Origin of the sequence: Kitasatospora viridis (genome assembly GCF_007829815.1) — a bacterium.
Classification (GTDB): domain Bacteria; phylum Actinomycetota; class Actinomycetes; order Streptomycetales; family Streptomycetaceae; genus Kitasatospora; species Kitasatospora viridis.
In genome coordinates this window covers 5,866,525-5,881,562 of record NZ_VIWT01000001.1, presented here as the reverse complement: position 1 = coordinate 5,881,562, position 15,038 = coordinate 5,866,525, and the positions used below count along the sequence as shown (strand labels likewise).

Here is a 15,038-nt window from a genome sequence, read left to right as displayed (position 1 = left end):
CCGACACCACCACCGAGCAACACCGAGGGCCGGGACTCCCGTCCCGGCCCTCGGCATCCCACTCGGCGCCCCACTCGGTGGACCCGCCTCAGTGCGCCACCCGCCGGTGCCTGCCGCCGTCCCGATGCTGACGCTCCGTCAGCATCCGGGCCGTCAGCACCAGGGTCGCCACAACGGTCAGGCCCCAGAAGATCGCGAACAGCACGACCACCCAGGTCGTCGCCACCTGGGCGCCCACCAGGCCGAGCCCCATCGACGCGCCGATCATCACCAGCACCGTGATCGGCCGGATGTGCCAGGCCGCGTCCACCATGTCGCGCACCGGGTGCGGCTGTGCCGACCGCCCGCTCCCGGTGCCGTTCCCGCTGCTGCCCCGCTGCTGCTCCGTCGCCATCGAACGACCTCCTCGGACGGGCCTCCCGGACTACTCCATCCTGCTCCCGGGCGCGTGTGAGTGCGCGTTCGACTGGGGAGTGAGTGCTGAGAGTGCCCGCCCGGGTGCTTGCCGTACCCAGAGGAGTGCGAATGACCAGCAGGAATTCGGCCCACGTGATCGTCGGCGCCAGCCTGGCCGGGGCCAAGGCGGCCGAGGCGCTGCGCAACCAGGGCTACCGGGGGCCGCTGGTCCTGATCGGCACCGAGACCGAAATGCCCTACGAGCGGCCCCCGCTGTCGAAGGGTTACCTCGCGGGCAAGGACTCCCGGGAGAAGATCTACGTCCACCCACGGGAGTGGTACCAGGAGCAGGAGATCGACCTGCGCCTGGGCACCACGGTCACCGCGATCGACCGCGCCGCGCACGAGCTCGAACTCTCCGACGGCAGCCGGCTCGGCTACGCCAAGCTGCTGCTGGCCACCGGTGCCTCGCCGCGCCGGCTGCCGGTGCCCGGCGCCGACCTGGCCGGCGTGCACTACCTGCGCACCGTCGAGGAGAGCGACCGGCTGCGCGAACTCTTCGGCACCGTACGGCACCTGGTGGTGGTCGGCGCCGGCTGGATCGGCCTGGAGGCCACCGCCGCCGCCCGCACCGCCGGGGTCGAGGTCACCGTGCTGGAGGCGCTGGAGCTGCCCCTGCTCCGGGTGCTCGGCCGCGAGGTCGCCCAGGTCTTCGCCGACCTGCACCGCAAGCACGGCGTCGACCTGCGCTTCGGCATCGGCGTGCAGTCCTTCGAGGGCACGGACGGCCGCGTCACCGGCGTCCGCCTGGCCGACGGCACCCTGGTACCCGCCGACGCGGTCCTGGTCGGCATCGGCGCCGCCCCCAACACCGCCCTGGCCGAGGCGGCCGGCCTCCCGGTCGACGACGGCGTCCTCACCGACTCCGGCCTCGCCACCGACGACCCCGACATCTTCGCCGCCGGCGACGTGGCCCGCGCCCAACACCCCCAGTACGGCAAGCCGATCCGCGTGGAGCACTGGGCCAACGCGCTCAACCAACCGCAGACCGCGGCCAAGGCGATGCTCGGCGAGGAGGTCGTCTTCGACCGGATCCCGTACTTCTACACCGACCAGTACGAGCTGGGCATGGAGTACGTCGGCTACGTCGAACCGGACGGCTACGACCAGGTCGTCTTCCGCGGCGACCCGGGAACCCTGGAGTTCATCGCCTTCTGGACCCGCGACGGCCGGGTGCTGGCCGGCATGAACGTGAACGTCTGGGACGTCACCGACCCCATCCGCGACCTGGTCCGCACCGCCCGCCAGGTGGACCTGTCGAAGCTCGCCGACCCGAACGTGCCGCTCGGCTCGCTCTGACGGAGTCAGGGCCCCGGTCGACACACCCACCGGGGCCCTGGGGAAGGTCGCTCTCGCGGAGGAGCGGATCGCCCGGGTGTCGGGCCTGCGGGTCACGGGTGGCGCGGAGCGCTGCGCCGACCCGCGCTGGCATCTCGCTCTAGCTCGACCCTCCCGTGCCCAGGAGGCGAATTCCCACAGGTGGCCGTCGTAGCCGCTGTCGCCCCCTCCCCCTCGCAGGTGGTCAGCCCGCGACGGTCAGCTGCATCAGCGCCTTCGCGGTGTGCATCCGGTTCTCCGACTGGTCGAACACCCGGCTCTGCGGGCCCTCGAAGACCTCGTCGTCCACCTCGCAGATGTCGGGGTGGTCGATCGCGGTCTCGGTGTCGAGCCCGTGGAAGGCGGGGAGGCAGTGCAGGTAGACGGTGTCGGCGCGGCCGGTGCGGGCCATCAGCCCCGCGGTGACCTTGAGGTCGCGCAGCAGGGCGATCCGCTCGGCGGTCCGGTCCTCCTCACCCATCGAGACCCAGACGTCGCCGTAGACCGCCGCCGACCCGCGCAGCGCCGCGGTCGGATCCGAGGTGACGGTGATCCGGGCCTGGTCCGACTCGGCCTCGGCCAGTAGGTCGGCGACCAGCCCGGGGGTGGGCCGGAGCTGCTCCGGCGCGAGGATCCGCAGGTCCAGGCCGAGCTTGGCGGCGGCGATCGCCAGGGTCGTCGCCGTGTTGTTGCGGCCGTCGCCGACGTAGGTGACGGGCAGTCCGGCCAGCTCGCCGAAGGACTCGCGCAGCGTCAGCAGGTCGGCCAGCACCTGGGTGGGGTGGTAGCTGTCGCACAGCCCGTTCCAGACGGGGACGCCCGCGTACTCGGCGAACTCGGCCACGGTGCCGTGCTCGAACCCGCGGAACATCACGCCGTCGAAGACCCGCCCGAAGACCCGGGCGATGTCGCGCACCGACTCCTTGATGCCGAAGCGGATGTCCTCACGACCGAAGACCTCGGGGTGGGCGCCGGACTGAGTGGCCGCCACCACGAAGGAGACCCTGGTGCGGCAGGACGGCTTGAGGAATATCAGCGCGATGTTCCGGCCGGCCAGCACCGGCGGGTGCTCCCCGCGTGCTGCCCGCTCCTTCAGATCGCCCGCGTGCTCCAGCAGTTCGGTGATCTCGGCTGCGCTGAAATCCCGCAGCGAGAGCAGGCTGCGGCCCTTGAGGGTCGAAACCGCCATCGTCCACCTCCGGTTCCAGAACGATTAGTAAAATTGCATTGATGTTCGGCTCGGCACATTATCATGCACGCCTGATACGCTCCGGCAGGCCCATCACCGAGGCACGAGGCACGAGGCACGTGCATTGGGTCGCCGTCGAGACGCTCGGCCAGGTCCCACACCTTCACGATCAGGGGAGCCGGCCGCGCGGCGGGCAATGACCAGGAGCTGTCCGCCCGCCCTCAGCCGAAAGCGCGCGGCGTCCACGAGTCGGTCCGGAGCGATCCCTCCCACTGACGGACTGGGCCCTGCGGGGGCGTTCTGGCAGGAAGATGCCCGGCAGGATCTTGAACGACCTGGCTGCGGACAGGGCCCGCGGTCGGGTGGTTTGCTCGTTGGCACGGGGGAACGCACCAGAACCCCTGCCCCCCACGAGAAGCATCCGACTCCCAAGGAGCTCCCGAACCATGCAGCCTTCCCGTCGCCTGGCCGCCTTGCTTGCCTTCGCCGCCCTGGGCACCGGCCTGCTGACCGCCGCCGCCGAGGCCGCCGCGCCGACCTCGACCGTCCCCACCGCCCCGATCGGGGTCACCACGCCCACTCCCGCGCCGACTTCGACGCCGGCCGGCCAGCCGGGCCCGGGCAACCCGTCCACCGGCCCGACCACGCCGCCGAGTTGCCCGGTGGACTTCATCTGGGAGGCCGGCGTCTGCGTCCCCGTCAACCCGTCCCCGAGCTCGGGCACCTCCTGACCTGCCGGGCCCCGGCCCGCGTCCGGTCAGATCCACTCCAGCCGCGCCGCCTGGTAGCCGGCCTCGAACCGACTGGACGCACCCAACCGCTCCATCAGCTCCGCGACGATCCGCCGTTCGGTCCGCAGGCCGATGCCCAGCGCCCGGGCCACCGCCTCGTCGGTCATCCCGGTCGCGAGCAGCTTGAGCAACTCCCGTTCCTGCGGCCGTAGTCCGCTCTCCGGCGCGGCAGCCGACCCGCCCAGCGGCGTGGCCTGCTCCCAGTACGCCTCGAACAGTGCCCGCAGCGCGTGCACCACCGGCGGACTGTGCAGCACCAACGCCGTCGGCGACCCGTCCGCCGCGCCGGAGAGCACCGCGGTCGTCCCGTCCACGATCAGCATCCGCATCGGCAGGGTCGGCGCCGTCCGGATCTCCCCGCCCCTGCGCACCAGCCACTGCGTGTAGTCCCGCGTCGTCCGGTCCCGCCCGAGCCCGTCGAGGAAGATGGTGCGGAACCGGACTCCGCGGTCCAGCGCCCGGTCGTTGAGCGGCTGGCCCGCCTTGATCGCGGTCTCGCTCAGCGTGTTCAGCGGCTGGAAGGCCAACGACTCCTGCCGGCAGGAACTCGCCAGCGCCTCCAGCCGGGTGCGGATCTCGTCGATGCCGGTCAGTTCCTCCAGCGCACCGGTCCGCGCGCGGACCTCGCACTCCGCGACCAGCAGCGACAGTGCCGCCTGACTGCGCTCGATCCGGTACCGGCGCTCCGCCGACTCGCGCTGCTCGCGCTGGCGCAGGATCTCCATCCCGCGCTCCGGGCTGACCGCCCGGAAGGTGCCCGGCAGTTCCCAGGACGGCGCCAGCAGCGACAGCGCCACCAGCCGACCCGCCACCTCCCGCACCTGCGCCGGCGCCAGCCCGGTCCGCTCGGCCACCTCCGCGTGGTCCGCCTGACGCGCCAGCAGCACCGCCCGGTAGACAGCGAGCATCTCGTGGTCCATCTCGCCAGCGCTGTGCACGTGACCTCCCCCGTTCTCGGCAGTGCAATTGTACCGAGCTGGGGCGGCGCCACGGCCCACGCGGTCCACACGGCACCGTGCTCGCCACTGCGGGAGCAGCTGGTCATCCAGCCGAGCCCACTGGCAGGAAGGTGCCCGGCATGATGTTGAAGTTCCAGGCTGCGGACGGGGTCCACGGCGCGGTGGTTTGCTTGTCGGCACGGGGAGCCCACGGAATCCCCCATCCCCCAGCGGGCGCATCCACGGCAACCAGCAGAAACAATGTGGGAGTAGTTCTGCCGGTGAAAGTCCCTCTTCTCGGACTGGATTTCCGTGGCTTTTCGACCAACGCCGACGAGCGGGCAACGGAAGGGTTTCGGCTCGCCCGCCCGTGAACTCCGGCGCACCATTCGGTTCGATCCAGCGGAGGAGGTGAATGAAATGAAGAACCCCCAGTGGACCACGCCAGAGATCTCTCCCGTCGACTTCTCCGCACTTCTGGGCTGCAGTTGTGACTGCCAGGGGGCCGGTGCGGGTGCCGGCTCCGGAAACGGCATGGACCTCGGCTAGCCGACACCGTTCCGTTCTTTTCCACCAATGACCAACAGGAGGTACCGAGCGATGACGAACACGACCTGGATCACCCCCGCGATCACCACCACGGAGATCACGGCCGAACTCGGCTGCAGCTGCCGCTGCGACTCGGCAGCGGGCGCGGGCGCCGGCGGCGGCGACGACGCGTAGTCGGCGGAGCCACGAGGACGAATGAGTGGGCCGCCGCCGAACCCACCGGTCGGCGGCGGCCCCGCGGAACAGAGGAGGCTTTCGATCAATGGGGCTCATCGACTCATGGGACGACTTCATCGTCCCCCCGGACCTGGTCCGGTTTCACTCCGAAGGCCGAAGGCTGCTGGTCAACCCGGAGATCTCCGCATGGTGCACTCCGGACGACGTCCAGTACGCCGTCCTGGCCGCACTCGTGGACCGCGAGCGGGGAGCGGGTGCAGCCGGGATCTCGCCCCGGGACGTGGAGCGCAGCCTGGCCTACCTGCTCCTGCACTACGTGATCTACCTGCCCGGCCGCGAGCCCAGACCGGTCATGGCGGCGCCGGGACTCAAGCTGGTGTACTACGCCATCACCGACGGCTGCAATCTGCGCTGCCCCTACTGCTACGCGTCGTCGGAGAAAGCTCTCCCCGGGGAACTGGACACGGCCGAATCAATGGCGCTCATGGACGAAATCGCCGACCTGGGCGCCACCACGGTGATATTCACCGGCGGTGAGCCCATGATGCGCCGCGACCTGTTCTCGGTGGTACGCCATGCCCGGTCCCTCGGACTGCGGACGAACATCATCACCAACGCCACACTGGTACGTGATTCCGCCGTTGCCGAGGAGATGTCGGAGATTTTCGACCTGGTGACGGTGAGCATGGACGGCTCCACCGAGGAGAGCCACGAGCGCACACGCGGCCGGGGAACCTTCCGCAAGACGCTCCACGCGCTGAAGCTGTTGAACGAGCACGGCGTCCGACCGGTGATCAACCATGTGGTGGGCAAGGACAACGCGGCCACGATGGAGCAATTCGCCGAGTTCGCCAGCGGATTCGACATCAGGATGGTCCGCGTCATGCAGCAGAGCGCCTTGGGTCGGGGCAAGGAGGACGACGCGACCTACGGCTGGCAGGAATACCTGGCCGGCCATGCGTTCACCTGGACCCACCCCGCGGCCAAGCACCTCCTTCCCGAGGGGCCGAAGGCGGCCAAACCGTGCTCGGTCAAGGGCAACTGCGGCATGGGTGGCGTCGAGATCTACGTCAACTCGCTCGGCAATGTCTATCCGTGCAAGCTGATCACCGCCCCGCTCGACATCGCCGGCAACGTGCGCACCCAGAAGCTGGCTGAGATCTTCGCCGATCCGGTGCTGGCCGAGATGCGGGAGAGCAGCGCGGTCCTGGGTGGATCGGTCCACACCGACTGCGCCGAGTGCTACATCCGTGCCGCCTGCGGCGGCGGCTGCCGGGCCTACCACATGGCGGATTCCGGCAGTTACCGGCGCAACTCCCGGCAGCTCTGCCGCCAACTGCGCCACCAGATGATCTCGTCGATCTGGGCGGCGGTCGGAGCGGGGCCCAGAACGCTGGTCGAGGATCCCGACGCCTTCTCCCCCTACCTCGTCCGGACCGGTGAGCTCCATCCCGTCCACGAGGACTGGAAGGCCGAGCTGACGGTCCGCAAGTCGCTCCCGCTCGTCGCCACCCGGTCCGCCGGCAAGGGATGTGCATCATGACGTACGAGATCAGCGAGTCGGTCGTGTGGACCGGGGCCGGGAACGAGGTCCGCCTGTACGACACCGACTCGGGGGAGTTCCGGACCCTCAACGACAGCGCCGCGCAGATCTGGCACCTGATCACCGACGGGGCCTGCGAACAGCAGGTCAGCGACGTCCTGGTGGAGAAGTACTCGGCCGGTGACGCCGACGAGGGCGCTGTGATCGCCCGCGACGTCCACCGGTTCCTCGCGACCCTGGTGGAGGGCGCCATCCTCGTGCGCACCGACACCGCCGGCGATGACTGCTGACCCGGCCGCCGTCGCGCTGCTGCGCACCGCGCTGGCGGTCAGGGGCCGTGCCCGGGTGACGGTGTCGGGTGACAGCATGCTGCCGGCACTGGCCACCGGGGGCCGCGTGACGCTGGTCGCCGCCCCGTTCGACGAGGTCGAGGTCGGCGACGTCATAGCCTTCGAACAGGCAGGACGCGTCCTGGTGCACCGGGCGGTGGACCGCGCCGAGCGTGAGATCCGGACCGCCGGCGACAACCACTGGTTCGTCGACCCGGTGGTGACGCCGGCGAGTTTCCTCGGCAAGGTCCCGCTGCCCGCCGGCCCCGGGGCCAGGACCTGGCGGGTGCCCGGTCCCCGCGCGGCGGACCGGCCGGACGGACAACCGATCCGGGTCCAGCCCTGGATCTTCTCGGCGGTCCCCCGGCCCGGTTTCCCGTGCCCCTGCCACGAGGTGCGGGTGATTCCCGTGGCAGGAGTCGGCTCGGACCCGGGTGCTCTCCGGCTCCTGCGCGACGAGCTCGCCGGCTTCGACCTCGTGGTCGCGTGCAACCCGCTCGCGGTGCGCGACTTCTCCTCGTTGACCGAGATCGAGTGGCCCCGGTTCGCCACTGTGGCCCTGCTGATCGGCGGAATGATCGGCGAGGGCGCGGCCGGGACCCACGACTTCATCCCCAGTGCGCTGACCGATGTCCAGGTGCGTCCGTCGGGCTTCGGCGAGGCCGTGGCGGCGGATGGCGTCGTTCCCCTTTTCCTCTCCTTCCTGTCTGGTGTGGTGGACCCGTGCCTGAAGCCGTAGCCGTTTCGCAACTGGTCAAGCGCTACCGCGGTGCTGCCGGCAATTCCATCGACGACATCAGTGCCACGCTGGAGGAGGGGCAGTCGGTCGGGCTGCTCGGCCCCAACGGCGCCGGCAAGACCACGCTCGTCAAGCTCCTCTGCGGCGTGACCCGACCCACCAGCGGGACCGTCAGGGTGTTCGGAGGAGACCCCTTCACCGACGCCTCGGGGACCAAGCGGTCGCTGGCGGTCGTGCACCAGTCCTCCCCGATGGACATGATGCTCAGCGTCCGCGACAACATCAAGATCGCCGTCGCCTTCCGCGGACTGACCTGGCGTCAGGCCCGGGGCCGGGTGACCGAGCTGGTCGATGAGTTCAACCTGGGGTCCTGCATGGACAAGGTGGCCTTCACCCTCTCCGGCGGCCAGCAGCGCCGGGTCCAGATCGTGCGCTCCCTGGTGGTGGCACCCAGGCTCTTCCTCCTCGACGAGCCGTCGATCGGACTCGACCCCACGGGGCGTCGGAGGCTCTGGGACCACCTGGGCAGGCTCCGGGCGGAGCACGGCGTCACGCTCGTGCTGACGAGCCACAACATGGACGAGATCGAGCAGAACTGCTCGCAGGTGATCGTCCTCAAGGAGGGGCGGATCATCCGGAACGCGCCGCACGGGGACATCACGGCCGAGTTCGGCGGCACTTCGGCGGTGGTCACCTTCGCCGAGGAGGTCGGCCCGGACGAACTGCGGGAGATCGCCGGAACCCACGGGGTGGCCCTGAAGTCACTGGACCGGATCAGGATCGAGGTCATCGGCGACGATCTGGAGGGATTCGTCTCCACCCTGCTGAAGTACTGGGCCGGCCGCGCCGGGGCGATCCGCAGCATCGCGTTCTCCTGCGTCTCCCTGGAGGAAGCATTCATCCGACTCACCGAAAGGGCATGAGCCCCATGGCACTTCCCGTCCAGCGACGAGGCGGCGGCTTCCGCGCGACCGTCTACCGGGAGGCCGTGCTGCTGACCAGGGACCGGGTCAATCTCGTCCTGTCCATCGCGCCGACCGTGGTCTACCTGCTCATCCTCTCCGCCTCGATGGGGCGGATCATGCCCTCGGTCGCCTACGACGGGCACGAGGTGCCGTACGGCGAGTTCATCGTGCCGACGGTCATCATGTCCGCGATCCTCAGTTCCTCGCTGACGGTCGGCACGGCTCTCTTCCAGGAGGAGATGAGCCGGATGTCTTTGGAAATATGGTCCTACCCGCTGCGGCGCACCGCCTACTTCAGCGGGAAGATCATCGCCGGCATGTCCATGGTGCTCGTCCAGGCGTTCGTGACGATGACGCTCGCAGCCCTGGTGTTCGACGTCGGCTGGAGCGGGACCAGGTGGCTCGCGCTGCTGCTCGCGGGCGCGTCGGTCGGGGCCGCGGTGAACTGCGCGTACCTGTTGGTGGCAACGCTGATCCGGGAGTTCCGGCGATTCATGATCCTCGGGAACATCTCCCTCCAGATCCTGCTCTTCGCCAGTCCGTCGTTCTACCCACAGAACGGCATGGCTCCGCTGGCCCGCTACCTCTCCTACGTGAACCCGGTGACCTACGGGCTCGACTGCATGCGCGCCGCAACCCTGTCACCACCGGGCACCTCGCTCGCCTGGTGCGCGCTCATGCTGTGCGTCGCCTCGGGGTTCGCATCCGTGGTGCTCCGCTCGCTGATCAAGCGAGCCGACAACCTCTGAGCCCGACTCCGGCGAACCCGCAGGGCATCGTCACGACGCTCCACGACCTCGGTCTGAGGGCGGGCTCGGGTCCGACCCGGCAGATCCCGGACTGCCGCGCCGTCGTCTCAGCCGTGCTGAGGATCGCCGCTCTCCCGGCCGAAACCCACCTCACGCGCGAGCCGGCCTCATGGGCTGTCAGCGAGCGTCGGCCTCGGGCCGGGGCAGCTCGTCCAGGTCGAGAGTGTAGGTCCGCCCGTCGGCCAGCTCGATGGGCAGCTTGCCCGAACCGTACTTGTGCGTGTGGGCCGCGATGTAGCCGGAGCCGGTGGGCTGGGTGTGGACGACGACCTCTGCGGCGTACGGGTCCACGACCACGTAGACCGGGATGCCGTAGCGGCCGTACTTCGCCGTGCAGTCGTCGTAGTCCTTGCGCGCGGAGGAGACCGACACCACCTCGGCGATCAACAGCACGTCCTCGAAGCCGTAGCGCTTGCCCTGCCGCTGCGCGTCCTCCCGCAGGATCGCGAAGTCCGGGGCCGAGTTCTCGTCAGCTGGGAAGTCCAGGTAAACGTCGGAGACAGTCTTCGCGTGCCGGCCGAGCGAGAGCGAGTCGATCTGCATCGACTTGATCGTGCTGGAGTGCTCGAAGCTCCGCGGGGTCATGATCACCTTGCCGTCGGCACCGAAGAAGACCACGTGCCCCGCGGGGAACTCGGTGCGCATGACCGCGTCGACGCTCATCAACGGCTCCTTCCTGGCGCCTCCCAGGATAGGGGCCACCGCCCAGCAGTGAGCCCGCGCCGGCCGTCTCGTCGAATGGGTGCGGGCCGCTCGGGGGCTCGGCGGGGACGCCGTGGTTCGCGTCCCCGCCGACGTGTGCGGCCTCTCAGGCGGTCAGGCTGCTTGAGCGGCCCGGGCCGGCCGGGTGGTACGGGTGGGTCAGTTCGAGCAGATCTGCGCGGTGTACTGGATGTCGTTGGTCACGGCGATGGTGCCCAGCGAGCACATGTACTGGCTCGGGGACACCCGCAGGTAGGGCGTGAAGTTCTGGGTGGCGGTGTCGTTGGCGATCGCGCTCGGGGTGTAGTCGGCGCCTTCGCCGATCTCGGCTTCGAGGTGGTAGGAGCCGATGTAGGAGGTGACGCGGGTCCAGTTGCCCGAGCACGCGGCGGACCAGCGCATCTCGACCAGGCCGACGACCGCGCCGTTGTAGTCGTGGATGGAGGTGGAGGCGACGGTGTAGCCGCCGGGGCAGTCGGTGGCGGGGTTGCCGTCGCCGCCGCTGTCGGTGGCGGAGGCCGCGGGGGCCGCGCTCAGTGCGGCGGCGCCGATCAGTGCTGCGGCGGCCAGGACGGTGGCCGTCTTGGTGTGGGTGCGCATGTCGTGTCCTTCCTCGGTCGGTGGCCCGTGTTCGTGGCCTGGTGCTGGTCTACCGAGGTGGCGGCCGGTCTTGTGGCGGTCCGTACCGGTCTCGTACAACCCCGTACACCCGGGCGCTGACGGTCCATCAGGGCACCGGGGCCGCTCAGCCGGTCAGTGGCAGGGGGGATCGAAGGGTTGGTCGGGCAGGAAGCGGTGCCATTCGGCCGGGGTGATCGGGTCACCGCCGTGGTCGCAGATCCGGGCGGCGACGGAGCCGGGGTCGGTGTCCCACAGCTGCACGGTGCCGGCGCTGCCGCCGCCGGCCAGGGTGTGCCCGTCGGGGCTGAACGCGACGGTGAACAGTCCGCCGGCGGCGGCCTGCAGGGTGGCGAGGAGCACGGGCGCCGCGAGGCGGCCGTTGGTCCCGGTGCCCAGTTGCCAGAGCCAGATGCTGCCGTCCGCGCTGCTGACGGCGAGCCGGTCGGTGCGGGGGGCGAAGGCGAGTTCGTAGACCTCGCCGACCGGTCCGACCAGGAGGGTGGGCAGCAGGACCGGCCGCTGAGGCCGGGTCAGGTCGACCAGCCGCACGGAGGAGTCGGCGGTGCCGAAGGCCAGCAGTCGGCCGTCGGGGCTGAAGGCGGTGGCGTAGGCGGCGGCCCCGAGTCCGGTCACGGTGGTCAGCAGCCGGGGGTGGGCGCGGTCCCGGACGTCCCACAGGTAGCCCCTGGCGTCTCCGCCGGCTACGGCCAGCAGGTGGCCGTCCGGGCTGAAGCGGACTCCGTAGGCGGTTGCGGTGGGCCCGGTCAGGTCCGCCGTGACGGTGGGGTGGGCGGGGTCGGTGAGGTCGAGCAGGTGGACCGAGCCGTCGTCGCTGGAGATCGCTGCCGTGCGGCCGTCGGGGCTGAGCGCGATCGCCTCGATCGTGGCGCGGGCGAGCGGGAGTGGGCCGCTGAGCGGGCGGGGGTGGTCGGGGTCGGTGACGTCCCAGCAGCGGACCGAGCCGTCGGTGGTGCCCGCGAGCTCGGTGGTCCCGTCGGGGGTGAGTGCCGAGGCGCCGGCGAGCGGCGCACCCGGTCCCTGGCCGGTGACCGGTGCGGCGGCGCGTGTGGGGTGCGCGGGGTCGGCGGTGTTCCACAGGGTCAGGCTGGCGTCGCCGGCTGCGGCCAGCAGGCGGGTGCCGGAGGCGTTGAAGGAGACCGAGAAGACCTGCTGGGCGCTGTCGGCCAGGGCCGGGCCGGGTACGTCCCAGGTCCGCAGGACGCCGTCGCCGGCCAGGGTTTGGAGGGTGTGCGCGTCACGGTAGACGGCTGCGGTGACGGGTGCCGGATGCGGCAGGGTGGCGATCAGGCGTCGGGAGGCGAGGTCCCACTGCCAGCTGAGCGTGTCGGAACTGCCGGCGGTCAGCGTGCTCCCGTCGGGGCTGAACGCGACGGTGTTGATCCAGCTCGCCGGCCCGGTCAGCGGTGCGCCGAGTGTGCCGGGGTGCGCGGGGTCGGCGATGTTCCAGAGGTAGACGGCGTGGTCGGCCGCGGTGCCGGCGGCCAGGGTGCGGCCGTCGGGGGAGACGGCGAGTGCGAAGATCTCGCCGGTGGGCCCGTCGAGGGTGGCCAGCGGTTCTGGCGGGCCGGTCGCGGGCAGGTTCCACAGGTGCGCGGTGCCGTCGTCGCCGGCCGCTGCCAGGGTTCGGCCGTCGGGGGTGAAGACGACGCTCTTGACGGCCTTGCGCGCGCCGGTCAGTCGGTCGGGCGGGGAGCCGGTTCCCAGCTGCCACAGGTAGGTGGACGCGTCGGCTGCTCCGGCGGCGAGGAACGTGCCGTCGGGGCTGAACGCGAGTGCGAGGACCCGGCCCCCGCTCGCCGGGGGCAGCGGCAGCGGCACGGGGCCGTCGGTGTCGCCGAGGTGCCAGACCCGTACGGAGCCGGCCTGGTCGGCCGCGGCCAGGACGGTGGCGTCGCGGTTGAGCGCCAGGGCCGCGACGGCGTGACCGGTCGTCAGGCGCGCGCCGGTCGGTGCGGGCGCGCCGTTCGGTGCGGTGCGCCACAGGCGTATCTGCCCGTTGTCGTCGCCGGTTGCCAGCAGGTCTCCGGCCGAGGCCAGGACGGCGGTGCCGGCCGGGGCGGCCAGGGTGCGCCGGGGCAGGGGTGCTGCCGAGGATCCCAGCAGGGCCGAGCGGGCCTCGGGGGTGGGCGCGCTGCGGTAGGCGGCGAGGGCGAGTTGGGCGGCCAGGGCCGGGTCCTTGGCGCGCAGCCGCACGGCGGTTGCCGCGATCTGCCGGGAGAGCGCCAGTCGCGACTGGCGGCCGGCGCCCGCGGCGATCTGGTGTGCGTAGAACGCGGTGCCGGCGCAGACCAGGACGAGCACCATCAGGGCGCTCACCAGTTGGTAACCGCGCCGTAAGCGCCGGCGTTCGACGGCCGCGCGCGCGGCGCGGGCGGCCTGCGAGGCGGTGAGGAACTCGCGTTCCAGCGGATTGAGCGCCTCGGCCGGACCGGGCTCCTGGGCCCACTCCAGCGCGCCGGCCAGCGCACCGCCGCGGTAGAGGCCCTCGGCCGGGCGCCCGTCGGCCCGCCACTCGCGCGCGGCGGCGGTGAGCCGGCCGTGCAGGAGGTGGCCCGCTCGGTCCTCGGCCAGCCAGCCGGCCAGGCGGGGCCAGGCGGCCAGCAGCGCCTCGTGCCCGATCTGCGCGGTGTGCGGGCCGGTGATCAGCAGGCGGTGGGTGACGAAGACGTCCAGCATCTCGGCCAGTTCGTCGGCCTCGTGCGCGGGCCGGCCCTCCGCCAGTTCGTCGAAGGTGACCTGCCGTCGGGTGTCCGCGGTGCTGTCGTCGGTGCGCACCAGCCGCAGGAAGAGCCGCCGGGCGGCCTGACGCTGCGTCACTGGGAGTGACTGGTAGGCCTGTTCGGCGGTCCTGGCGACGGCGCCGTGCACGCCGCCGACCGCCCGGTAGTGCGCCAGGCCGATCTCGGCGGTCGGCGGGTCGCTCTGCCGGGCCAGCTCGACCATGGTGTGCAGGGTGTGCGAGAGCAGCGGCAGGGCGGCGGGCTCGCGGGCGGTGTCGCGCAGCAGCAGTTCCACCAGCCCGCTCTCCAGCAGCAGGCCTGCGGAGCGCGCCGGTTCGACCACGGCCTCGCGCAACTGCGGCTCGGTCATGGGCTCCACGACGATCTGCGAGCGCTGGAACAGCTCGGCCAGCCGGGGGTGGCGCAGCGCGTGGCCGTAGAAGTCGGCGCGCAGACCGACCACCACCGGCGCCCGGCGTTCCAGCAGCGCGGTCACGAAGGCGGCCCGCTCCTGCTCGTCGGTGCACAGGGTGAACAGTTCCTCGAACTGGTCGACCACCACCACGGCGCCGCCGTCGGCGTCCGGCATGTGCCGGTGCCACTGCTCCAGCGGTTCGGCCCCGGGCGTGATCAGTACCGCCGACTTGACGGCCGCCAGCAGTCCGGCCCGCAGCAGCGAGGACTTCCCCGATCCGGACGGGCCCACGACGACCAGTGCTCCGCCCCGCGACCGGCAGCGGTCCAGTTCGTGGACCAGTCGCGCGGTCAGCTCCGCGCGGCCGTGGAAGACGGCTGCGTCGCTGCTCTCGAACGCGCGCAGGCCCCGGTAGGGGTTCCAGGCCGGGCCGGTGCCGGGCGCCGGCTGGGCGCGCAGGGCCGCGAGGGCCTCGGACCAGGCTTGGCGGGCCGGGCCCGGGGGCACTCCGAGGGCGGCCAGCAGCAGGTGGAACTGGGGGCGGACCGAGAGCTGCGGCAGGTGCCGGCCGGCGCAGTATCCGGCCACGGTGTTGAACCCCAGGCCGCATTCGCCGGCCAACTGCCGGTAGGACTTGCCGGACGCCCTGCGCAGCGTGTCGAGCTCCCGAGCGAAGTCGGCCGGCGTGTCGATGGCTGCCTCCTGACGTGCGGCCCGGCCAGGCTAGCGGGACGGCGGGCCGGACGCGGGCAACTCG

Annotated in this window: 15 protein-coding genes; 9 read left to right on the top strand and 6 right to left on the bottom strand. The window is 71.4% G+C overall.

Annotated features, from left to right (window positions below; all coding sequences use genetic code 11):
* Nucleotides 1-88: 88 nt before the first annotated feature.
* Nucleotides 89-394, bottom strand: coding sequence for a hypothetical protein (locus tag FHX73_RS26420; RefSeq protein ID WP_145907763.1), 306 nt, complete (start codon nt 392-394; stop codon nt 89-91).
* 131 nt (nt 395-525) lie between these two features.
* Here FHX73_RS26420 and FHX73_RS26415 point away from each other — a divergent pair, with 131 nt between their 5' ends.
* On the top strand, nt 526-1,755 hold the full coding sequence (locus tag FHX73_RS26415; RefSeq protein WP_145907758.1) for an NAD(P)/FAD-dependent oxidoreductase: 1,230 nt from the start codon (nt 526-528) through the stop codon (nt 1,753-1,755).
* Nucleotides 1,756-1,978: 223 nt separating this feature from the next.
* Here FHX73_RS26415 and argF read toward each other — a convergent pair whose 3' ends face one another.
* A complete protein-coding gene (gene argF / locus FHX73_RS26410; protein ID WP_145907755.1) occupies nt 1,979-2,962 on the bottom strand; it encodes an ornithine carbamoyltransferase in 984 nt (327 codons plus the stop codon).
* 446 nt (nt 2,963-3,408) lie between these two features.
* Here argF and FHX73_RS26405 point away from each other — a divergent pair, with 446 nt between their 5' ends.
* Nucleotides 3,409-3,693: a hypothetical protein gene (locus FHX73_RS26405; protein WP_145907752.1), complete on the top strand. Its 285-nt coding sequence runs from the start codon at nt 3,409-3,411 to the stop codon at nt 3,691-3,693.
* Between the two features lie 26 nt (nt 3,694-3,719).
* Here the strand turns inward: FHX73_RS26405 and FHX73_RS26400 are convergent, their stop codons facing one another.
* Nucleotides 3,720-4,691 (bottom strand): LuxR C-terminal-related transcriptional regulator, encoded by a 972-nt coding sequence (locus FHX73_RS26400; RefSeq protein WP_246213729.1) that lies wholly within the window; start codon nt 4,689-4,691, stop codon nt 3,720-3,722.
* 420 nt (nt 4,692-5,111) lie between these two features.
* On the opposite strand from FHX73_RS26400, the gene stsA (FHX73_RS47680) reads away from it, so the two are divergent.
* The 7 genes from stsA (FHX73_RS47680) to FHX73_RS26375 all read left to right on the top strand — a co-directional run bounded on the left by stsA (FHX73_RS47680) (nt 5,112) and on the right by FHX73_RS26375 (nt 9,742).
* Nucleotides 5,112-5,240, top strand: coding sequence for a StsA family sactipeptide RiPP (gene stsA, locus FHX73_RS47680; protein WP_425461424.1), 129 nt, complete (start codon nt 5,112-5,114; stop codon nt 5,238-5,240).
* 51 nt (nt 5,241-5,291) lie between these two features.
* Nucleotides 5,292-5,414 (top strand): StsA family sactipeptide RiPP, encoded by a 123-nt coding sequence (stsA, locus tag FHX73_RS47315; RefSeq protein ID WP_281292705.1) that lies wholly within the window; start codon nt 5,292-5,294, stop codon nt 5,412-5,414.
* 88 nt (nt 5,415-5,502) lie between these two features.
* Nucleotides 5,503-6,960: a StsB family radical SAM/SPASM domain sactipeptide maturase gene (gene stsB, locus FHX73_RS26395; RefSeq protein WP_145907750.1), complete on the top strand. Its 1,458-nt coding sequence runs from the start codon at nt 5,503-5,505 to the stop codon at nt 6,958-6,960.
* Nucleotides 6,957-7,250 (top strand): PqqD family protein, encoded by a 294-nt coding sequence (locus FHX73_RS26390; protein ID WP_170305032.1) that lies wholly within the window; start codon nt 6,957-6,959, stop codon nt 7,248-7,250. Before stsB ends, FHX73_RS26390 begins: the two co-directional genes overlap by 4 nt.
* Nucleotides 7,240-8,028, top strand: coding sequence for a S26 family signal peptidase (locus tag FHX73_RS26385; RefSeq protein ID WP_145907745.1), 789 nt, complete (start codon nt 7,240-7,242; stop codon nt 8,026-8,028). The genes FHX73_RS26390 and FHX73_RS26385 overlap by 11 nt, the downstream gene beginning before the upstream one ends.
* The gene (locus FHX73_RS44910; protein WP_170305031.1) at nt 8,013-8,951 is read left to right on the top strand and encodes an ABC transporter ATP-binding protein; all 939 of its coding nucleotides are present in this window, start codon (nt 8,013-8,015) and stop codon (nt 8,949-8,951) included. Before FHX73_RS26385 ends, FHX73_RS44910 begins: the two co-directional genes overlap by 16 nt.
* A gap of 5 nt (nt 8,952-8,956) precedes the next feature.
* Nucleotides 8,957-9,742: an ABC transporter permease gene (locus FHX73_RS26375; RefSeq protein ID WP_170305030.1), complete on the top strand. Its 786-nt coding sequence runs from the start codon at nt 8,957-8,959 to the stop codon at nt 9,740-9,742.
* Nucleotides 9,743-9,919: 177 nt separating this feature from the next.
* Here FHX73_RS26375 and FHX73_RS26370 read toward each other — a convergent pair whose 3' ends face one another.
* The 3 genes from FHX73_RS26370 to FHX73_RS26360 all read right to left on the bottom strand — a co-directional run bounded on the left by FHX73_RS26370 (nt 9,920) and on the right by FHX73_RS26360 (nt 14,974).
* Complete coding sequence (locus FHX73_RS26370) at nt 9,920-10,465, bottom strand: Uma2 family endonuclease (protein WP_145907737.1); 546 nt, start codon at nt 10,463-10,465, stop codon at nt 9,920-9,922.
* A gap of 198 nt (nt 10,466-10,663) precedes the next feature.
* The gene (locus FHX73_RS26365; RefSeq protein ID WP_145907734.1) at nt 10,664-11,104 is read right to left on the bottom strand and encodes a hypothetical protein; all 441 of its coding nucleotides are present in this window, start codon (nt 11,102-11,104) and stop codon (nt 10,664-10,666) included.
* Nucleotides 11,105-11,257: 153 nt separating this feature from the next.
* Nucleotides 11,258-14,974, bottom strand: a complete 3,717-nt coding sequence (locus tag FHX73_RS26360; protein ID WP_145907731.1) for an nSTAND1 domain-containing NTPase — start codon at nt 14,972-14,974, stop codon at nt 11,258-11,260.
* Nucleotides 14,975-15,038 lie beyond the last annotated feature (64 nt).